Raw genomic sequence first — 19,666 nt, forward strand, 5'->3', positions numbered from 1 at the left:
CCCATCCCCGGGAAGGCGCGAGCGCTGTGTCCCCCACCCCCGAGCGGCGGCGGAGCCTGTCACGTCGAGTCGGAACTCACTGTCGTGGTGGGGGATTCGCTGATCGCGGGGTGGTCGGCGACCAGGCCGTGCACGTAGACGGCCTCACGCAGCACGCGGTGGTCGCCGGGCACGGCGAGCAGCAGGAGCAGCTCGTCGCAGCGGCGCTGAAAGTAGCCGGCGCGCAGCGCCCGCAACTGCCCCCCGCGCCCGGAGCGCAGCTCGCCCAGCGGTACGCGGGAGACGTCCGGCCGCAGCGCCACCGCGCTCGCCGCGAGCAGATCATCGGCATCGCGCAGCTCGTCCCACCACTGCGGCGGTACCGGACGCTCACGAACCAGCGCGGTGAGGATGCGGTCCCGGATCTCGGGCGCGCCCATCAGGTCCGGTGCCGGGGGGCACACGCGCGCCACCCGCGCGTGCGCGTCCCGCGCGAGGGCGATACAGCGGGCGGTCACCTGCCGCTCCGGAACCGCGGCCACCCGTTCCAGCAGGCGTGGTGCGGCGGTGAGACCGAGCCGGTCCACCAGTCCCGGAGCCGGCTCCGACAGCGTCATCGCGGGGACGTTCGGCTCGGAATCCGATCGCACCGCGCCCGCGCACGCGATATTGCCGAGGGCCGCGCGCAGCGTCGGATCGATCGGCTGCGAGGAGGCCAGCGCCACCGGCACCGCGCCCGCTGAGCCGCTCCACGCACGCCCGAATTCGGCCAGGATGCGAGCCGGGTCGGAGATGCCGTCCCAGGCGGCGTCCCGAGCGACCTCCCAGACCCACGGGGTCGACACCGTACGGGGCAGATACAACCCGGCCGGCAACCAGCCGCAGCCCTCGTTCGAGGTGACGAACGCGCTGAGACCGCCCGAATGGCGGAGAACCGAGACCGCCCACGCGGGGGCGATCGGCGAGTCATCCACCGCGGCGAGTATGCCGCGCAACAACGTTCGCGCGAGCACCAACTCGGCGTCGAGGGTCGCACCGACCACGAACGAGGGCGCCGCGGCGGCGGCCATGGCGGCGCCCACGGCGTGACGAAACGCCTCACCGGCCGCCGCGGAAGGCGCCCGGTCCGCCCCGGCTCCCGCGTCGTCACCGCTCCCCCGATCACCGTGCGCGCGGGGGGCGCCACCGCGGTCGGAGACGGCGGCGGGCGGGCCCCCGGCTGACCGGCGGACGCCGTGCTTCTCACCCTCGGACGGGACGGTGGGGGCGACGGCGCCGGGACCGCCCCCCGGCGGGGCGCCGACGGCGGGCGGGCGGCCCGAGTTCGGAGCCCGTAGGTCGGCGTCACCGAGCGAACGCACCGGCGACAAGCCGGCATGGACGGATCGCGTTGGCGAAACGGATTGTGCCGCAGCGCCTTGCGATCCCTGAGCCAGGCTCGGTGTGCCCGTCGCGACGAAGGACTGCGCGGCCGCGGGGGCGATGACCGGCGGCGGCCCGGGCGTCGTGAGCGAATCGTCCGGCGCGGAACGCTCCTCGGATGCCGGGACGGATCGAGGGCTCGCCGACGATCCCGCCGGCCCCGAGCCGATGGCCGGGTCCGAAGACTCGGCGACAACCGCATGCTCCCCGACCGCCGCGGCCGCCGAGTCGAACGGTGCGGTGCGTGTCGGCCCCACCTGATCGGAGCCCATCGCCGAGTCCCGAGCCGCCCCGCCGGCCGGCGGGGCGACATCAGCCGGATAAGAGTTCCGTGACCGGTCGGCAAGGGCTGCCGCGTCGCCGCCGGAAACCATCGGCCATGCCGGCGACGGGGCGTTGCGCGTGTCCTGCTGTCGGTGCGGATCGATCTGCGCCGCACCGAAACTCCGATCGGCGGCTTCGCCACCGCCGGCGCGGCGACCGTCGGGCGCCGCGACCTGATCGGGCGGTACCGAATCCAGCCCGGGCGCCGGACCACGGGCCTTCGGTTGATCATCGTCGGCGGCGCGGCCCGACGGCCCCGCCGCATCGGGTTCACCGCGCGGCGCGCCGAGGCCGGGTGCTTCCGGCGGCCGACCCCGCGACGGGTCGCCGCCGGGCGTGCCCGGTGACACTTCGGGTTTCGTACCACCGCGGTGGCCCGGGGAGTCCGGCCCACCGGTCGCGTCGCGCTCGCCGCGGGGATCCCGGCCACCGCCCCGACGCCCGGGCGCGTGTCCCGGGCCCGTCGACCACGGACCGGGTCGGCCGAGCAGTTCCTCGATGCGCGCGAGTTGCCGGAACTCGTTCGGCCCCAGTAGTTCCGCCGCCCGCGCGACAATCTGCGCGACCTCGGCGCGCGCGCCGGCGACAATGCCGTCGATCTGCGCGGTTCGCTCGGACTCGGGCCGATCGTCCGATTCGGCGGTCCGAACGGCGTGTACACGTGTCCCCGCCTCGTCGACGATATCCAGGATCCGGTGGCATGTGCGGCGCAGCAGCACGGCGAACTCGCCGAACAGCTCCGCGGCAAGCCGCAGCGCCTCCTGCACGGCGGTGAGCCGGGCCTGCTCGGCCCGCATGGCCGCTCGCACCGGACCGAGCCCGGCGCTCGAACGGACGCGGTCCTCGAAACCGCGCCGGGCCCGCGCGAATTCGAGAACATCCAGGTTCGTGGCGCCGGCTTCGGCCAGCGTTTGCAGCGCACTCCAGGTGGACGGGCCCAAGCCGGGCCAGTTCTCACCCACGATGGCGTCCCACAGGGGGTGGTCGAGATTCGGATCCATACGTTCCGGTGGAATTCAGCTCGGGTCGGCGCGCCGGCGCACCGCGCGACCGCCGTCCTCGTCCACGGCGACGATATCCCGCAGCGCGCGCATCGCGTGGAGGCCCCCGGCCGTCGCGAGCCGATCGTCGGAGGCGGCCGCGGCGAGTACCGCGGTTCGGAACCAGCGCAGCAGCTCGACCAGACGATCGTCCAACGGCGAGCCCGCTTCCGCGGTGAGTGTGAGCGCGCCGGCGAGCGTGCGCACGTGCGCCGCCGCCGCTCCGGCGACGCCGGTGGCGTACACCGCGGCGGCCAGCACCTCGTCCGGTTCATCGATGTCGAGCAGATTCACCTCGGGTCGCACACCGTCGCCGGTCATGACTTCGCCGAACCGAATTCGGCCGCCTCCATGGCCCGATAGGACGCTTCGGTGGGCAGGTCGAACGAGTCGATGGTGTGGGGCCGCGCGCCGTTGTACTCCATCTCGGCGCGGATTCCGACCCTGGATTTCGCGTGCGCCAGCCGCGCCAGCCGCAGGATCTCGGCGGCCAGCCAGGTGTCGCCGTTGTCGCGGGCCTCATCGGTGAGATGCAGCCCCACGATCTCGCCGTCCCGGTCACATGCGACGCCGGCGCTGTGATCGGGGTTGAAGACCTCGTAGGTCATACTTCGCCAATCGGGTGTGACCTCGGCAGAATCCGCGGCATCGGCATCGGTCATGGTTGTTCCTCCGGTTGTGCGCCCGCGCCCGGGGACGCGGGCGCCACCGGTTCGGGATCGGGCGTTTCTAGCTGGTCCACGAGCGTGGCCCAGGTCAGGTCGTCGATGGCCAGCGCGCGCCGCAACTGCCAGAAGCGTTCTCCCAGATACAGTTCCGCGGATCGGTCCGGTGCCACGTCGAAGCGGTCCGAGCCGCCGACCGCCGGATTGAGGCTGACGATCGTCACCGGCGGCTGCTTGTCGTCCACGGTGAGCAGCGTGCCGCCGCCGGGGATGAAAGTGTGCCGGCAGCGCGCGTCGGTGGCGATCGCCAGATCGGCGCTGTTGGTCGTGACGGTGATGCCGGGTTCCAGCAGCAGCTGGACCACCCAGGCGCGCGCGGCCAGTTCCGGCCGATCGGCATGGATACCCAGCGCCCGGACGACCGCCAGGTCCAGCACCAGGACCGCGTCGGTCGCGGTGACCCCGACGACCAGCAGCCGCCGTGCGGTTCCCGCCGGGTGCGGCAGATCGTCCGCGGGCAGGGTGAGCACATCGGTGCCGGGGCCGGTCACCGCGGCGGGGAAGGCGGTCACGATGCCGGTCTCCACGTCGACGGTGTACGCGATGACCGGGCTGGGTGCGCGTGCTCCGATCTCGGCCAGCCGCGTCAACCCCTCGTCGTGCAGCCAGCGAACGGTATCCGCGACGGTGACCTCGATCGTGTCGCTCACGCGGGCCTGTCGGTCGCGTCCGTGACGGGCTCGGCCGCCGGCCACGGATCCGAGTCCATCAGCACCTGATACTGCCGGGCGGCATCGGCGGTACTCTCCCGAATGGCGGCCATGATCTCGGCGACCAACTCGGCGTTGCCGAACCGTTCGGTGGTTCCCGGCGCCAGGTACAGATCGGTCAATCTGCTCATGGCATCGACCTCGGGCAGCACCGCGCCGCTCGGTGAGGGCCTGCGCGCCCGGATGCCGTCGATCCGCTCGCGCAGATCGGCGATGCGATGCCGCAGGTCGCGCGCGGCGTCCAGCGCGCTCTGTACGTCGGGATGGATATCACTCACACGGAACCTCCGGGATTGGTCGGCGCGGGGTTGGGCAGGGGTGGGGTCGGCGGCGTCACCGCCGGTGCGATGCTGGGCTTCTCACCGATGACCGCCTCGGTGAACGGGGTGTCGTCGACGTACATGAGACGATCCGGATGCCAGGCCACCACCCGCGAGCGATCGTTGCCCGCGCCCGCGCCCGCGCCCGGCATCCCCGGAGCCATCGGCATGTAGGGCATGTGCGGCATCATGGCGGCGCGATTCGCTCCGGCCCCGGCGCCGGAATTCTGCAGGGGATCGATGACCGGGGTCCGCGGCAGGCCACTCGCCACCGTGCCCGGCGCGCCAACGGTCGGCAGCTGACCGACGGGATAGACGGGGTTGCCGCCACCGGGGACACCGGGATCGAAGCCGGGGCCGCCGCCACCCCCGCCACCGTCGAATGACGGAATCATCGGCAGATCCTCGAGGAACTCGTCACCGTAGCCGCCGTCGTCCAGCGGTGACTCGTCCGGCGAGAGCTGCCCGTTCGCATTCGTCAGCGCGCTCATCAGGGTCGGCAGCAGCTGCGACAGCATGGCGGCTTCGGAACCCGTGCCGCCGCCACCCGAGCCTCCCGAGCCGTTGTCCTTGTCGCCGTTGTCCTTGTCGCCGGTCTCGCCGTCGCCCTTCTCGCCGTCGCCCTTCTCACCGACCGGCTTCCCGTCGGGCCGATCTCCGGGATCGGTGGCGCCGGTGGCTCCCACCCGGGCCGTGTAGTCGGTGATGGTTTGCGCGGAACGCGCGTTCTGCTCGGTGAATTCGGCCAGCGCGGCCTCGATCGCGAGCGCGTTCTTCGATCGCATGGCCGTCAGCAAGCGCCGGCGGGCGGCGATGATCTCCTGCGGGGTGGGGTGCTTGGCCCTGGCCGACTCGAACGCGTCCGCGTAGCCGTCCACCGCCGCAGCGAGCGCGCCCAGGCTGCCGCCGAGACGCTCGAGTCTGCCGCGCTGCACCGTGAGCCGCTCCGCGACCCCGGTCCCGACCGGAGTCCAATTCCGCAGAGCGGGCACGGTGCTGTCGATGCCGCGGAGCGCGGCGGCGTGCGCACCGGTGAGGAACCCTCGCACCGAGTCCGCGTAGGCGCGCGCCGGCCCCGGCCCCGGCCCCGCCTGCAACTGCCGGGCGAAGGTGAGGGAGTCGACCGCTCCGCCGGGAGCCGCGGGAGCCGGCGGAGCGCCTCGTGCCGCGAACCGGGCCGGCGCGGCGATCGGGTTGGTGAGGATCGGCGCACCCGCCGCGCCCAGCGCGCGGCCGCCCTCCTCGTCGGCCAGGGTGTAGTCGGCGGCCGACGCCCCGATGTTGTAGGCCTGCGGCGCAACCTCGTTCAGCAGGCCGATGACCCCGTTCAGCGTCCGCTGCGCCAGACCGTTGTAGTGGGCGGCCGCGATGACCGAGTTCGAATCCGCCCCCGCCGGTCGGACCCAGCCGCCGGGCAGCGCACCGTGCAGCGCGCGGGCCAGCGCATCGAGCCGGGTGGCCAGACCGGCGAGTTCCCACGGATCGACGTGCAACGCCACTTGTCTCCTCCTGTCCCGACCGGTCTTCAGATGGACGCGACCACGGCGTCGCCGGGGACCGGAGCCGAGCCCGCCTCGGCCCCGGTCTTCCCACCCGGTACCGCCGGGGCGACGCCGCGCGGACGCACGAAACCGGAGAACTCTCCGAAACTTCCGGCGCCACCGGTCATTTCGTTCTCGATCGGGACCAGGCGACCGTCGACGATGATCTCCAGGACGCCCTCGTCGCCGGAGCCGTGTGCTCGCACGATGGCCGAATGATCCGGGTTGGTCCAGGTGCAGACGTCGCCGGTCGTCAGCAGGCTCGGGGCGATTTCCGGGAGCTTGTCCCCGGTGTCCCACTTCGCCGCGGTCTTGGCGTACGCCTGACGCGCGTCGGTAGCGTTGCTGTCGTTGAAGGCCGCGTCCAGCGCCTGCGCCACCAGTGCCGTGACCAGTTGATTCTTCCCGTCCGGGAAGGGGTACATCACGTTGCCGTCCGCGTCGGGCGTATGCGCGGGGCCCTGGGCCACCACGGGTTGTTTGGGTCCCTCCCCCGGGTTCGGCCCCGGTTGTTGCGCGCCCGGCGGGGCGCCGGCGGGTGGCGCGGCAACGCCCCCGGGTGCCTGCGGCGCGGTCGTCACGGGCGTGGTCGGCGGCGCGGTGACCGGTTGCGGTGTGCGTCCGTACCGGTTCTCGTCTATGTCGCGCGGGCGGCCGACGCGATCGTTCTCCGCCAGGCCACGCTGGTTCGCCTGGTTGGCCATCATCGACAGCATCGGCCACATGCTGCTCATATCCATCCCACCCCCGCCGCCGGCGGGTGTCATCGCGCCCCCCAACGGCGCCAGGGACGATGGCGGCGTCACGTCCCGCGGTGGCACCGAGGGATCCACGGTCTTCGGCAGTTCGCGAGTGGGATCGGTGGGAGTGCGGACCGGATCGGTTCGGACCGGATCGGTTCGGACCGGATCGGTTCGCACGGGATCAGTTCGCACGGGATCAGTCGGGTTCCGCCTGGGATCGGTGCGGTCGTCTACCGTGCCGGGACCGTTCAAGCCGGGGAGACCGCCCAGGTTCAACGGCGGATAGATCGGATTCTGGATCCCGCCCGGCCCGCCCGGCCCGTTGCCGTTCACCGAGTTGGGTGGGAGCAACTGGGGGTTGTAGGGGTTGCCCGGGGAGCCCGGGTTCCCGGTCTTCGGCGTTCCGACGTCGGAGTTTCGCTTTTCGACTTCGGTCCTCTTCTTTTCCAGATCCGATGTCAATTTGTCGGTGTCGCCACCGGTGACCTGGTACTCCATTCGCGCGCGTTCGAGCGCGTCGGCGGCGCCGTTGGTGGCTTCGGTCAGGAATTTCATCACCCATTCGTCCTCGCGCATCCCAGACGGGGGGACGGCGCCCGCCTTGAAGTTGATGATCCCGACCGCTTCGTTGATGGTCAGTTGTGCCTGTTCGGAGATCGCGGCGGTCTTTCGCGCCAGGGGCGCGACGTTCGCGTCGATTCGGACCAGATCCCTGATGGACTCGTTCAGGCCGGACAGGACCGCCTGATAGTTCTTGAAGCTCTCACCCCAGTCCGTCACCTGCTGGGGGGCGACATGCAGCCGGTGTGAATCACCGAGCGCCGGCGGATCGGTTTTCGTGTCCTTTCCGAAGCTGTCGAAGATCGTCTCGAGGTTCTTCGGCAGCTGGTCCGCGTAGAACTTCTCGATGTCAGGGGCGAGATACAGTTCCTTCGGGTAGGACTGATCCCGTTTCATAACGGCGGTATTGGGCATGAGGATGCCCTCCGGAGCGAATTGCGGCGCGGTGGCCATCACGCGCTCCGACGCGGCCGATAGACGAGCTTCGTCGGGATTTGCGGGACGTTCCAGGGCTGTTTGGCGGCGTTCGGATCAGGCTGGGCGGCCGGAGCGCGAAAGAATGGTCGCCCGGACAAGTGGTGATTGCCGAACAGGGTGGACACCCCGGCCGTGGTAGCCCCCAGTTTCAGATGCCGGAATTCGGCGAGGTAGTTCTTCCGTTGCCCCACGAATTTCTTCGAGAACAGAACGGGGGCATTCTTGAAGCTTCCTGCCGTCGCTTGCAGCCCTTTCCTCAAGAGCTTTCCCTTCACCGCGCCACCGACCATCCCGCCGGGAATCGCGCCCAATGCGCCCTCGACAGCGGCCGCCTGCAAGATGTCGCCGAAGCCCTTGCCGTCGACAACGGCCGATACACTGCCGGCCAGCGCTCCCGCGACCGCTCCGCCGACCGGCCCGCCGACCATGAACCCCACGGTGGTCACCGCTCCGACGGCGGCGTCTCCCCAATTGAGATTGAGAAAGCCCATTCGACCACCTAACCGATGCGGAGAAAAGCCCGCGGATCCGATAACGCGTTCGCGAGACGCGCGGCGGCCCAGCGTGTCTCGGACGTGTTTGCCGTCCTATTGTCATGGATTCCCAGTGCTGGGAACCCGAGGCAGGGTCATCCGGGAGTTCGCGACAACCAGCGCACCAGCTCCAGGATCTCGATATCGGGTCCGGCCACGGAGTAGAGCGCCGCGAGGATCTCGGGTCGTTCGGTCAGCACGTCGAAGTGGTTGCGACCGAACATTTTCGAAGCAGCCAGCGCGTAGCCGGCCCAAGCCTGCGGCCGCAGTGGATCGGCGCGCAGCTCACGCTGGTACAGCGCCATCGACTCGGTGAGATAGCCCGCCAGGTAGGCACGGTCCCCCGCGAGCTGCACCGGCCCCCCAGCCCCGACCGGGTCGAGAGTGAGCAACCGGGCGACCAGCGACAGCGACCGGTACCGAGCCGGGATCCCCGGCTGTGCGGCGAAGGTGACAGCGTGACCCGGGTCGCGCGGCATCCGCCCCGCGTCGAAATCCGACATCAAGGCGTCGATCGCCCGTGGCTCGACTACGAGATTGCGCACCCGCCAATGGATCCGGTGCGCGAGCAGCGCTTCGGCCGCCGCCCGGCGCGCCGCCCCGGGCAGATCCTGCTCACCCCAGGCCCGCACACTCTTGGCCAAGCCCGCGAGCAGGCGCTGCCCGGCCTCGGTGAGCAGTCCCGAATTGGCGGCTGTCACCATCGCCTCGGTCACCTGCACTCGACCGCGCGCGAAGTCCGCGTGTGCCCGCAACGACCCGTGGCAGGTCGAGTGCCGGTGCGCCCGCCAGAACGCGGTGATCCCCGCGTGCACATAGATGCCACCGGTGAGGTCGGCGATCGAGGTCGGGTCATCGCTCCACGGCGCGTAGAAGCGAGGGCTTCGGTCGGCGGAGAACAGTTCGTCGCGACCGGTCAGCACGGCGAACCGCGCCCGCCGTGTCTCCCTGATGCGGATCAACGCGAGTCGCGCGGCGGCGCATTCCGCCGATCCCGGCTCGGGTCTTATATCCGTTGTGCTGTGGTCGAACTCGTGCTCGGCGGTCATGGTCGGCTCCTGCGGTCGGCTGCTGCGGGCAGGGCCGGTCCGCGACGGCGGTGACCGGGATGGACCGCCCCGGCCACGGCTCGGCGTGATTCGCCGAGCCTGCGCAGCACTACGGCACCGGTCGCGGGTCCGCTGCCGGTGCGGGACAAGGGAAATCGAACGGCCGCGAGGAATCGGCGTTCGGGAACCGTGACGTTACCGATTCACCGGCCGCGCGAACCTCCCAGCGTTGAGAAGATCGGCGGGGCGGTCGCCACACCGTCTTCGGCTAGCCTCCCCGCATGGCTGGCCAATCGCCGATAGTCCGGCTCCGCCGGCCGCGCCGAAAGCCCGCAGCGGCAACGCATTCCGCGATCAGGCGCCTGCCTCGGCGGGCGCTGTGGCTGTTCGCGGCGTTCTTCGTCCTGTTCGTCTTCCCCGGGCTGGTGGGCGCGGTGGCCGGCGCGAGCTCCGGCGAATCCCAGATCGACGGCATCGGCTGGATGGATGTCCGCGATTCCCAGGGAGTCCCGTTGGCGAACTACCGCATCGTCACCGACCACGGGAGTGTGCTCGCGCCCTACAACACCGTGCTGTGGACCATCATCGGCCTGGAGGCCACCGGCTATCTGATCTTCGTCGGCACGGGGATCTGGCTCCTGGGCTATGTACTCAGCTTCCGCTGGCTCGACGTGATCGCCACGCCGCTGCGCATGGTCGCGGACACGCTGTCCGGCCAGATCGCTACTCCGATCATGCTCGTCACCGCCGCTACGATCGGCGCGTTCTGCGTGGCCTGGTTCATTCTGCGCGGCTATCCGGGCAAGGCCGCGACCCAGGTGGTCACCATGTTCGCGGTGGCGATACTCGGTCCGGTCTTCCTCGCCGATCCGCTCGCGGAGGTCCTCTCCGCCCACGGCTGGCTCGCCCAGGGGCGCGATGTCGGCATCTCGGTCGCGGCCGGACTCACCGGCGACGCGAACCCCGACCCGAGCGCCATGATCCCCGCGCTGCAAACCACGATGGTCGACAACTTCGCGCGAAATCCCATGCAGGTATGGAACTTCGGGCACGTGATCGACGACCGGCCCGCATGCCGGGCCGCGTGGTCCGCCGGCATCGCGGCCGGCGACGACGATCAGGTGCGCGAAGGGTTGCGGAACTGCGACGCGGCAGCCCACGCCAGGGCCGAGGAGCCGAGTATGGGACAGGTCGGCACCGGCCTGATTCTGCTGATCTGCGCGGTGCTGCTGCTCTCGTTCGCGATCGTGCTGTCGGTACGGATCATGAAGGCGGCCATGGACTCCATCTTTCATGCTTTCGGCGCCATATTCGGTTTCGCCGCGGGCGGTTTCGTGTACGGCGCCACCCAAACCCATCTGATTCGCAGCCTGGTGCACAGCGCCGTCTCCGCCGCCCGCATGGCGCTCTACGTCATCTTCCTCAGCCTCTACATGATGGTCATCAGCCGAATCTTCGCGCAGGCGGGCGGGCAGGTGCTGTCGGTGTTCGTCATCGTCGCGATCGTAGAGGTCATCGCGATCTCCCAGCTGAAGACCTTGAGCAACAGCCTGAATCAGGGCAACGACTGGATCGCCAATCGTTTCGCACTGGCCATCCAGAGCGGAATGAGCCGCACCGCCGCGAGCGGGAGCACCGGCACTGCGCTCGGTATGGGCACCATGCACGCCGCGGGGACCGCGGCCACGGGCCTCGGCCTCGTCACGGGCCTCACCGCGCTCAACACGTTCAACACCTCACCGGTGACGGCGTGGCTCGCCGGCCGGACCGTGAATCCCCTCAACCCGCTCGCCCGTGCGCGCAAGACACTGGAACTCGAGAACATGGGGATGGCGCCGCTGAGCCACGAGTTCCAGCGCTGGAACGAGCTCGAACGGCAGAACTGGGTGGGCAAGGCGCTGAGTCGTTCCAAGGGCGAGGTAACCGGCCTCGCCGCGGCCAATGTGCTGGACGGCCTGTACGACAGCAAGGCCCCCGAGAACATGCACGCCGCGGTCATGCTGCGAGCAGGCTTCAGTCATGAGCAGATCATGGGCGCCCAGCACGCGCTGGCGGTGCAGGGCGCCTCCAGAATGACCGATCCGGAGGGTGTGGGAGCCGCACAGAAAGCCGTGGCCGCAGCGTATGCCGCCCGCAACTATGGCGATGATGGCAGCCGCGACAAGTGGGAGCCGATCGCCGCGCAGGCGGTGGTCGCGGCGGACAACTTCGCCAGGCACGCGGTGGCTCCGGTGAATCCCGCTGCCGTGGACCGCGTCTTCTTGACGCGTGTCCTCAATGCGTCAGCGGCACCGAACGCGGCGACCGCGCTCGCTGCGATAGCTCCGGACGAGTGGCGGGCCGCGGGAAAGGACACGCTCTGGGCCATCGGCGACAGGCTCGCCACACAGCATCGAAAACTGGCACAGCGGTACCACGACACACTCGTCGGCAAGGCCCCGGCCGGCGGTCCCTCCGCACAGCTGCTCAGGGACCAGCTTTTCAGTTCGGCGAACCGAATCTCGAACCTGCACGACCATACGCTGGGCACCGGGTTCATGCCGTGGCGCCACTGACTCCGGGTGCGCGCACCCGGAGTCAGTTCATCCACCTGGTAGCCGCGTAACTGCTGGGCAGCTTGGTGACTCGAACATTCAACCCGGTGCGCGGCGCTTCCACGCACTGCCCGTTGCCGATGTACATCAGTACGTGCGTGGGATTCCCGCCATTGAACCGCTCGCCCGGGAAGATGAGGTCGCCGGGTCTGATATCGGCCGGGTTCACCTTGGGCAGTTGCCGGTACTGTTCCTGCGAGGTGCGCGGAATGCTCGCACCTGCCGAGCGCGCCGCGTACTGCGTGAGACCGGAGCAGTCGAACGCGTTCGGCCCCTGCGCACCCCACACATACGGTTTGCCGAGTTGCGCCATCGCTACCGATAGCGCGCGTTGCCCGGCGGCGCTCGTCCCCGCCGCCGAGACCGGCCCGGCTCCGCTCACCGGCGCGAACAGCGCCGCCGGGTAGTCGCGGCCGTTGATGTTGTACAGGTACTGCAGGGTGAGCTGGTCGATCGCGGCCGCGGTCTCGGCGGCGGTCGCTTGCGAACCGGAAGTCAGCTGCTGGCCCCGACGCAGTGCCGCGGTCAGGATGGCATGCACACGCTCGCGCCCCGCCGCCGTGTAGGCCGTCGGCCCGACCTCCGCCAGGGCGACGTCGAGATCGCGCAGCAGCCGATGCAACGCCGCCCGATCGATACTGTTCTTGCCCGACAGTCCGATCAGATAGTTCGCCAGCTGATTGTCCAGATTGTGGAATGCGGTGGCGAGCGTGCGCTGATAGAGCTGTGTGGCGGCCAACCCGGCGGCGGTGGCGCCCTGTCCGCCGCCGCTCGCCGCTCCCCCGCCCGGCCCCACCGCGCCCGGGGTTCCGCCCGCGCCGCGGCCGTACGCGTCCCGCAGCATCTTCAGCGCGTCCACGGCGGCTCGGGCCTGCGGGGTCAGCTCGCCGACCGGCGCCGCGCTCGCCGGGGCCGTCGCCACACCGGCGCTACCCGCCCCCGCGGTGACACCATTGGAAAGTCCTGACCCCGAGCCATTTCCGCCACGCAGACCGCCGAGCGGTCCACCGGCGGGGAACACCGTCCTCGCGCCCAGGGCCGGCACGACCTGGCCGCTCGATCCCGGCTCCTGTGGTGGCGGCGCGACGCTCGCGATACCGACCTCCTCGGAGCCCGCGTCCTCGGCGGGGGGAGCCTCCGCGACGACCCCGCCGTACTCGGCGGGCTCCGCTGCACCCGCGTGCCGCGGCGGCGCGGCGGCGGAACCCGCTCCGCTCCACGGTGATCGGGAACCGGCTTCCGCTTCCGGCACGTCCGCCGCTCCCGTCACCGGCCACCTCCGAGAACTCGTTTGACACGGACATCGGCCCGGCCGGGCAGGTCCGACAACACCACGTATCCGGTCGACGGGTCGCAGGTCACCAGCTGCCCCGCCCCGACCGCGACCCCCGCACGAGCGGGCGAGTAGCCCCGATAGTCCCAGAACACGAGATCACCCGGCGATACCGCCGCCGGGTCGACGCGTTGCCCGCAAATACTCTGCGCGGCAGCGGTATTCGGCAGACGCAGCGGTCCCGTAGAGGTCGCTGACCCGCAGCCGGGCGTGGCCCGGCCGGCCGAGTCGAGGTTCTCGTCCAGCAGGGCGGCAATGTCGCCTGAGTCCGCACCGGGCAGCGGCGTACAGCCGGCGCCGAGCGCGGCCGCCGACGCCCGCGGAATCACGACCGCTGCCAGCGCCCCCTGGTCGATCGGCCGCGAACCGGTGATCGTGGCCGACTGGGCGGCCAGGTTCACCGCGATCTTTCGAGCGCAATCCGCGGCCACACCGGTGTTCGGCGTCGAGAGCGGCGGCAACTGGTAGGGGGCCGAGGCCATCGCGGCCACGCACGCCCGCTCCCACCCGGAAAGTTCGCTCGCGATCGAGGGGGTGGTCAGTCGCGCATAGGGATTCACGCTCGGCGGTGCGGTAACCACGGCGGTCCGAGCCGAAGCTGTCGCACGGTGAGCGGTGACCGGCGACCCGGACGGGTCGGGACCCACCGCGCTGTCGCATTGATACCGCAGGTCGGCGGATACCTCGGAGTTCATGCCGCCGAATGCGAGCACCACCACGACGAACAGAAATCCGACCGGTGCCGCCACCACCGCCACCGCCACCACCCAACGCGGGACCGTGGCCAGGACGACCAGACGCCGAATCATTCTCCGCCACCGGTCATCTCGTCAGCCGATCCGCCGGTCGACCGCACCCGCACGGGTCGCGCCCGGCGTGCTGGTGATCGCCGCCGCCCGGTCCGGCCGGGCCGGCCCCAGGATCTTGCCGCGCCCGATGCGGTTCAGCGCGTCCCGCATGAACATCTCGCCCCGCCGTTCCTCGGGAACCTGTCTGCCGGGCCCGATCGGCGGCGAGGTCTCCTCCCGCAGAATCTGCAACAGGAACGGCGCCTCCTCGAGATCGACCCCGAGCCAGGCCAGGCTGTTTCGCGCCAGGGTCTCGTCGCGCTGACGGAAGACGAATCGATTCGGTATGAGATTGTGGGCCGCCCCTTGAAAATCGGCGGCCGGATCGTGCGAGGCCAGGCCGATCGCGGCCAGATGCTTGCGACCGTCCCGACTGAAGTCCGAGGTGACCGCGGCCCCCACCTGCGTCTGCGTGAAGTGGTGCGCCTCATCGCCGATCAGCAGACCGAATCGGCCGTTGTCACGCAGGAACGCTTCGCGCGCGGCGGTGCCGACCAGCTCGTACAGCGCGGTCCCCAGTCGCTTGGTCAGTGGCAGCCGGTTGTACAGGTGCGGGGTGGTCAACTCCTCGGCGGTGGGCAATGCCACCTGGTGACTGCGCACGACGGTGGCGGCTGCGTCGAGCCGAAGCGGTGCGAGCGCCGGATCGAACAGTACCGGAACCCGATCGGCGACGGTTCCCAGCCGGGCCGCCAGATCGGCGTATTCCTCGCTCAGGCCGGGTGTGTCCCGCAGCCGCGAGACGACCTGGTACAGGCGCAGCAACGATCCGATGTCGTGCTCGGCTATCCCGCGCGGGGTGAGCAACGTACTGGCCACGGCGCCCGCACCCGAGGTCGGGGACAGATCCAGCAGCGGCAGAATCGAATCCAGGGCGCGCTCGCCGGCGATCCGCGGATCGAACAGTCGTAGCGGATCCAGCGACACCGTCGGATTCGCCAGGTCGATGACCACCGCGTCGTCGATCGCCCCGGCGAAGTGCTCCCACTCGCCGACCTGACTGCGATCGATGGCCAGGAATTGCCCGCCCATGTCGTGCACCAGTGCCGCGATGAGTTTGAGCAGGTAGGACTTGCCCGACCCGAGTTCGCCGGTGACCGCGAACGAGGCGGACAGGTCGTGTAGCGCGGCCTCCATGATTCCGAAATGAATCGGTTCGAAGTGCCCCGACATCAGGTTCACCCCGATCACCGGTCCGCTGTCGTCCCCGATCTGGCTGGTGGTGAAGGGCACGAAACCCGCCCACATGTCGGAGGGCACGATATGGGCGAAATCGTCGAAGGCGCGGCGCGGCGGGCTGCCCGGTACGAGCATCGACCACAGGTCGACCTGCGCGCCGAGCGGGACCGCGAGATCGATCTGAAAGCGCTTGTAGCGGCGCTTCAACTGATTGACCGCGTCCATGGTGATCTCGCGCGTGGGCCCGCCGACCGCGATCACCGTCGTGAAGGACACCTCCGATTCACCGCCGTTGACCTCGAAGTGCTGGTTGTACTCACCGAGCATCTGGGCCTTGGACAGCAGGGTGTTCTGAGCGAAGGAGACGTCCTGATCGCGCTGGTCCATCTGCTCGCCGAGCCGGCGCAGATTGGTCTCGTTGTTGCGCAGCACCTGATCGGCCGGGCGGGTGGCGACGCGAATGCCCCAATCGACGGTGACCTCGCCCAGGCCCTCGAGAACGTTGAGGAATTCGCTGCCGCCGGGAAACGCCATGCCCGCGTACGGGAACGAGTGCGGAGTGAGCAGCGACTGGTACGAGGGCCGATGCTCGTGATCGGGCTGCACCACCTTGATGATCGGCACGAACGAGCGGCGCATCCGCCGGCCGCTGTCGGCCTGCGCGCCTTCGTCGAGCGCGGCCGACCGGAAGACCGCGGCCGTGGCGTCGTCCAGGGCGCCCACCCGGGTGGGCGCGACCGGGTCACCGGCAGCGCCCCGGGACAGATAATGCTCCCACAGCCATTGGAAGAGCGCGGCCGGGACCGGCGCGGGCGAGAACTCGCCGCCGATCCGGGACAGAATGGTGGCGGCCCTGTCCTCGTAGGCCCGCATATCCGCCCGGGATATCGCGCCGGCGTCGGCGCCGTTGCCACCACGCCAGATTCGCGCCAGGCCCGACATGCCCGCGGTGATCGACCCGACCGGAATCGAAAGCAGGAAAATTCGGGTCTGCGGTCCGATCGTCCGCACCCGTTCGAAGGCGGCGACGACCTCTAGCGCGTAGTCCTCGCATTCGTCCAGGTCGACTCCCTCGACCATTTTGCTCAAGACGTCGAGTGTGTTGAAACGCGCGTGAATGCCCAGGAGCAGCGAACCGTCCGGCAGATTGGTGATCAACGCGTGATGTGCCGCCTTCACGTCGAATTTGTCACCGGCGCTTCGCAATCCGTATCCGAGTGGATCGACGAAATAGGTTGCCGTGACCAAGCCCGCGTGCGTGAACTGGAGATTCCCGCGAATCGCGGCGGTGGGCTGGAGATCACGATCGAAGGCCATCAGCGCCCGTCCCGGGAACCCGGATCGGGCAGCAGCACGACGATCGACTCCGCTACGAACAGGGTGTTGCGCACCGACTCGGTGTCGACCGGCATCCCGGACGCGGATACCGGCTTGCGCGTCAGCACGAGCCGGCATATCCACAACGCCCGCGAGGTCAGGCGCACACCGGTGTAGGGCACCAGGCCCAGCGCGAAAACAGCGAGCGCGGTGACCAGGACCCCGCCGACGAAGCTGACGGCGGGGTTGAGCGGACTGTTCAACGCACAGACCGAGGTGATCAGCAGGAGCGTTGTGGCCGTCGCGACCTGCGGCAGCGTATAGGGGCCGAAGGGCAGGCGCTGACCGTTCTGCGCCTTTCCGATCACGGTGGGCACCCGCTTCACCGGGGTGAACACCTTGATCACCTGGCTCATCGATAGCCGCCGACCGGGTGGTCCGGAACAATGGTTCCCGAATCCACACGTGCGTAGTTGACCATGGTGGGCAGGATCCAGAACACCACTGCCGCGACGACCCCCGACGCCGCAACCGCGAGCACCTTGCCCAAGGACAGTCTGCTCTTGGCCGACTCGGAGATCAGGATCGCCATTGCGGCGATGGTCAGGACGATGAGTCCGAGCCAGCGGAAGACGAGCAGCCAGCCGTAGAGAATGGTGCCCAGTTGAGTGCCCATCGGAATGTCCCTTCAGATCAATTCTGGGTTGCCGGCGGAATCGCCACCGTGGTGGTCGCGGAACGGGGCGGGGAATTGGGCGAACCTTGCGTGTCCGCGCCGCCGGTGCGATCATCACCCACCGCGACAGTCAGCGGAATCCGCAGCGCTGGAACGGGATCCACCGATCTGACCTGCCACTGCCCGGCTACCCGGACCATACTCAGCGGGTAGGAGAGCGTCGGGGTGGTCGCGCCGTCCGCCTTGGGTTCGATGTTCGCCAGGACCCTGGCGTCGGCCGAATTCGCGCCGCACTCGGGGTCCTCGGCGCTCACCGTGGTGACCTCCGCCGCGCTGAACGGGGTGGGATGCAGTGCGGCGATTCCCGAATCCGGCGTGGTGTACCGGCCGATCTCCCCCGAGCCGGTCAGCATCGCGCGGAGAAACCCGGCCGCCACCTGTGCCAGCGGGGTATCGGCGGCGCACGGCGTGCCATAGGCGAGAGCGAGATCGGCGCCCCGGCCTGGAGGTTCGACCGCCGCCGGCAACGACAGTGCCCGCAATCGGCCGTCGATCACCGATACCGCGACCCGGTAATACTGCCGCGGATTCTCCGCGATTCCGGTGCGCTTGGCGACCCGGACCGACACCGTTACCGCCCAGACATCGGCGCTTCCACTGGACAGCGTGCGCGTGGTGTACACGACGCTCGGATCCGACACCGCCCGCCCCGCGCTCGGCAATCCTGCCTGCTGCGCCCCGCCGACGAATTCCGAGATCCGATCCTGTTGGCCGGCAGCCGCGCTCAGGTAGAGCACGACGAATTCACGGGCGAACGATTCCGCCAATCGCGCTCGGCCGGTCAGGGTCAGCGTCGAATTCTCCGACGGCCCGGGCGGCGGAGTGGAGAAGGCGTCGACAACGGCATGGCCACCGCCGAGCACCGCGAGCAACGCGAAAACCACGACGACAATCTTGTCGCGGCGGCGGCGGGCGGCCATGCGCCGGAGCAATTGCTCGCCCGAATCCGGCTCTGGTCCGCCCATTGTTCTCACTCTCGAAATGGTAGGGATCACAGCATGGCCTTCGACTCGAAGCTATTCTCACCCTTGGGAATTCGACTAGCGCGTCGCTCCGCGCCGGGACCGGGCGGAGAGCAGCCGGTGGCGCAACTGCTGGTCGTAACCGATGGGCGCGCCCCCGTTGCTTTCTTCGGCGTCGGGGGCAATCGGCGCGAACTGCGGGAAGTTCTCCACGGCACGGATGAACTGTCCGATCGCCAGCGATCGGCTGGAATAACCCGGATACGGATACAGCAGCAATGATGTCGGCTCGTGCCCACCGGAATAACCCAGGGTCCGCACCGTAGCCCCCGCCGTCTCGCCCGCCCGGACGCGCTCCCGCAGTTCTCGTAGTTTGCCGCGGTCCTGCGGATGGAAGACATCCCCGGGGCGAAAGAGGTAGTCCCACCGAACCCACGGCGCGGGATCGGTGAGCCAGTGCACTATGCCGCCGTGCTCGAGTTCGACGACGGCCAGGCAGTTCCCGGCCCGGCGATGCGCCTCCCGCAAACCGATACATTCGAGCGGCGGACCGTGTGCGGCGTCCTGCTCGGTGGTGACGTCCTCGATGAGCCACCACGCTCCCGGCCCGCGTTCGTCGTCCCGAGCGCGGATGGTGATACGCCAGCGCCCACGATGCCCGGCCCCGTCGGTGACGGTCGCGTCGAATTGCAGCTTCGCGCCCGGTGTGGGATCGAAGAGCAGATCCAGCACTTCGACATGCCGGTGGAAGTCCGGCAGTCGCTGGAACAGCTGCGCGATGGACATCCTGGGCACGAATTCTTCGGCGGAGACTCCGGCCAGCTCGATGATGCCGCTCGGGACGGCCAGCGTCTGGGTGGCCAGATCCCAGATGGCACCGACCGCCGGGCCGGGAACCGCGCACGGCGACGCAGCGGGCCCGAGCCAGAGCCGGACCGCGTGGATGTCGCCGGCCGGACCGAGCACCGGCCGGATCCGCAGCCGATGTGGCCCGGATCTGGTCGGGACGGTCAGTTCCATGTCCTCACCCCGCCGCTGGGCGAAGCCGACGGCCTCGACGATCACGGCGGTGGTCACACCGTCGTAGAGCGCGGGCGTCTTCGCGAGTTGGCGTTGCACCACTCGCTGCAATGCCGCGAAGTCCCGCGGCGCACCCCCCACCGATGCCACCGTGATGGCATCGGCGGCCAGTGTTTCCGCCGTGATCCAAGAAGTCATCGAGCCGCTCCGCTTGTCACTGCCAGTACCCGCCGCCGTCGAGCCGAATGGCCCG

The 19,666-nt window shown here is 69.8% G+C and carries 17 protein-coding genes; 1 reads left to right on the plus strand and 16 read right to left on the minus strand.

What is annotated here, in order from left to right; genetic code table 11:
* Positions 1–59: 59 nt before the first annotated feature.
* The 9 genes from ACWDOP_RS15050 to ACWDOP_RS15090 all read right to left on the minus strand — a co-directional run bounded on the left by ACWDOP_RS15050 (position 60) and on the right by ACWDOP_RS15090 (position 9,424).
* Entirely contained in the window at positions 60–2,726 is a 2,667-nt protein-coding gene (locus ACWDOP_RS15050; RefSeq protein ID WP_456345542.1) for a hypothetical protein, read from the minus strand.
* A 15-nt stretch (positions 2,727–2,741) separates the two neighbouring features.
* Positions 2,742–3,086, minus strand: a complete 345-nt coding sequence (locus tag ACWDOP_RS15055) for a hypothetical protein (RefSeq protein ID WP_456345543.1) — start codon at positions 3,084–3,086, stop codon at positions 2,742–2,744.
* A complete protein-coding gene (locus tag ACWDOP_RS15060) occupies positions 3,083–3,427 on the minus strand; it encodes a hypothetical protein (RefSeq protein ID WP_456345544.1) in 345 nt (114 codons plus the stop codon). The genes ACWDOP_RS15055 and ACWDOP_RS15060 overlap by 4 nt, the downstream gene beginning before the upstream one ends.
* Positions 3,424–4,140 (minus strand): hypothetical protein, encoded by a 717-nt coding sequence (locus tag ACWDOP_RS15065; protein ID WP_456345545.1) that lies wholly within the window; start codon positions 4,138–4,140, stop codon positions 3,424–3,426. Before ACWDOP_RS15065 ends, ACWDOP_RS15060 begins: the two co-directional genes overlap by 4 nt.
* Positions 4,137–4,478 (minus strand): hypothetical protein, encoded by a 342-nt coding sequence (locus ACWDOP_RS15070; RefSeq protein ID WP_456345546.1) that lies wholly within the window; start codon positions 4,476–4,478, stop codon positions 4,137–4,139. The genes ACWDOP_RS15065 and ACWDOP_RS15070 overlap by 4 nt, the downstream gene beginning before the upstream one ends.
* Positions 4,475–6,019 (minus strand): PPE domain-containing protein, encoded by a 1,545-nt coding sequence (locus tag ACWDOP_RS15075; RefSeq protein WP_456345547.1) that lies wholly within the window; start codon positions 6,017–6,019, stop codon positions 4,475–4,477. Before ACWDOP_RS15075 ends, ACWDOP_RS15070 begins: the two co-directional genes overlap by 4 nt.
* A 26-nt stretch (positions 6,020–6,045) precedes the next feature.
* Entirely contained in the window at positions 6,046–7,818 is a 1,773-nt protein-coding gene (locus ACWDOP_RS15080) for a hypothetical protein (RefSeq protein ID WP_456345548.1), read from the minus strand.
* Entirely contained in the window at positions 7,818–8,333 is a 516-nt protein-coding gene (locus ACWDOP_RS15085; RefSeq protein WP_456345549.1) for a hypothetical protein, read from the minus strand. The genes ACWDOP_RS15080 and ACWDOP_RS15085 overlap by 1 nt, the downstream gene beginning before the upstream one ends.
* A 137-nt stretch (positions 8,334–8,470) precedes the next feature.
* Positions 8,471–9,424, minus strand: coding sequence for an aKG-HExxH-type peptide beta-hydroxylase (locus ACWDOP_RS15090; RefSeq protein WP_456345550.1), 954 nt, complete (start codon positions 9,422–9,424; stop codon positions 8,471–8,473).
* A 281-nt stretch (positions 9,425–9,705) separates the two neighbouring features.
* On the opposite strand from ACWDOP_RS15090, the gene ACWDOP_RS15095 reads away from it, so the two are divergent.
* The gene (locus ACWDOP_RS15095; protein ID WP_456345551.1) at positions 9,706–11,979 is read left to right on the plus strand and encodes a hypothetical protein; all 2,274 of its coding nucleotides are present in this window, start codon (positions 9,706–9,708) and stop codon (positions 11,977–11,979) included.
* A gap of 22 nt (positions 11,980–12,001) precedes the next feature.
* Here the strand turns inward: ACWDOP_RS15095 and ACWDOP_RS15100 are convergent, their stop codons facing one another.
* From ACWDOP_RS15100 to ACWDOP_RS15130, 7 genes are all read right to left on the minus strand, one after another.
* Entirely contained in the window at positions 12,002–13,288 is a 1,287-nt protein-coding gene (locus ACWDOP_RS15100; RefSeq protein WP_456345552.1) for an NlpC/P60 family protein, read from the minus strand.
* A complete protein-coding gene (locus ACWDOP_RS15105; RefSeq protein ID WP_456345553.1) occupies positions 13,285–14,160 on the minus strand; it encodes a hypothetical protein in 876 nt (291 codons plus the stop codon). Before ACWDOP_RS15105 ends, ACWDOP_RS15100 begins: the two co-directional genes overlap by 4 nt.
* Before the next feature lie 21 nt (positions 14,161–14,181).
* Positions 14,182–16,695, minus strand: coding sequence for an ATP-binding protein (locus tag ACWDOP_RS15110; RefSeq protein WP_456345554.1), 2,514 nt, complete (start codon positions 16,693–16,695; stop codon positions 14,182–14,184).
* Complete coding sequence (locus tag ACWDOP_RS15115) at positions 16,695–17,111, minus strand: hypothetical protein (RefSeq protein WP_456345555.1); 417 nt, start codon at positions 17,109–17,111, stop codon at positions 16,695–16,697. The genes ACWDOP_RS15110 and ACWDOP_RS15115 overlap by 1 nt, the downstream gene beginning before the upstream one ends.
* Positions 17,108–17,371 (minus strand): hypothetical protein, encoded by a 264-nt coding sequence (locus tag ACWDOP_RS15120; protein WP_456345556.1) that lies wholly within the window; start codon positions 17,369–17,371, stop codon positions 17,108–17,110. Before ACWDOP_RS15120 ends, ACWDOP_RS15115 begins: the two co-directional genes overlap by 4 nt.
* Before the next feature lie 17 nt (positions 17,372–17,388).
* The gene (locus ACWDOP_RS15125; RefSeq protein WP_456345557.1) at positions 17,389–18,396 is read right to left on the minus strand and encodes a conjugal transfer protein; all 1,008 of its coding nucleotides are present in this window, start codon (positions 18,394–18,396) and stop codon (positions 17,389–17,391) included.
* A gap of 75 nt (positions 18,397–18,471) precedes the next feature.
* Positions 18,472–19,611 (minus strand): GAF domain-containing protein, encoded by a 1,140-nt coding sequence (locus ACWDOP_RS15130; RefSeq protein ID WP_456345558.1) that lies wholly within the window; start codon positions 19,609–19,611, stop codon positions 18,472–18,474.
* Positions 19,612–19,666 lie beyond the last annotated feature (55 nt).

The organism is Nocardia sp. NPDC003693 (genome assembly GCF_053981095.1).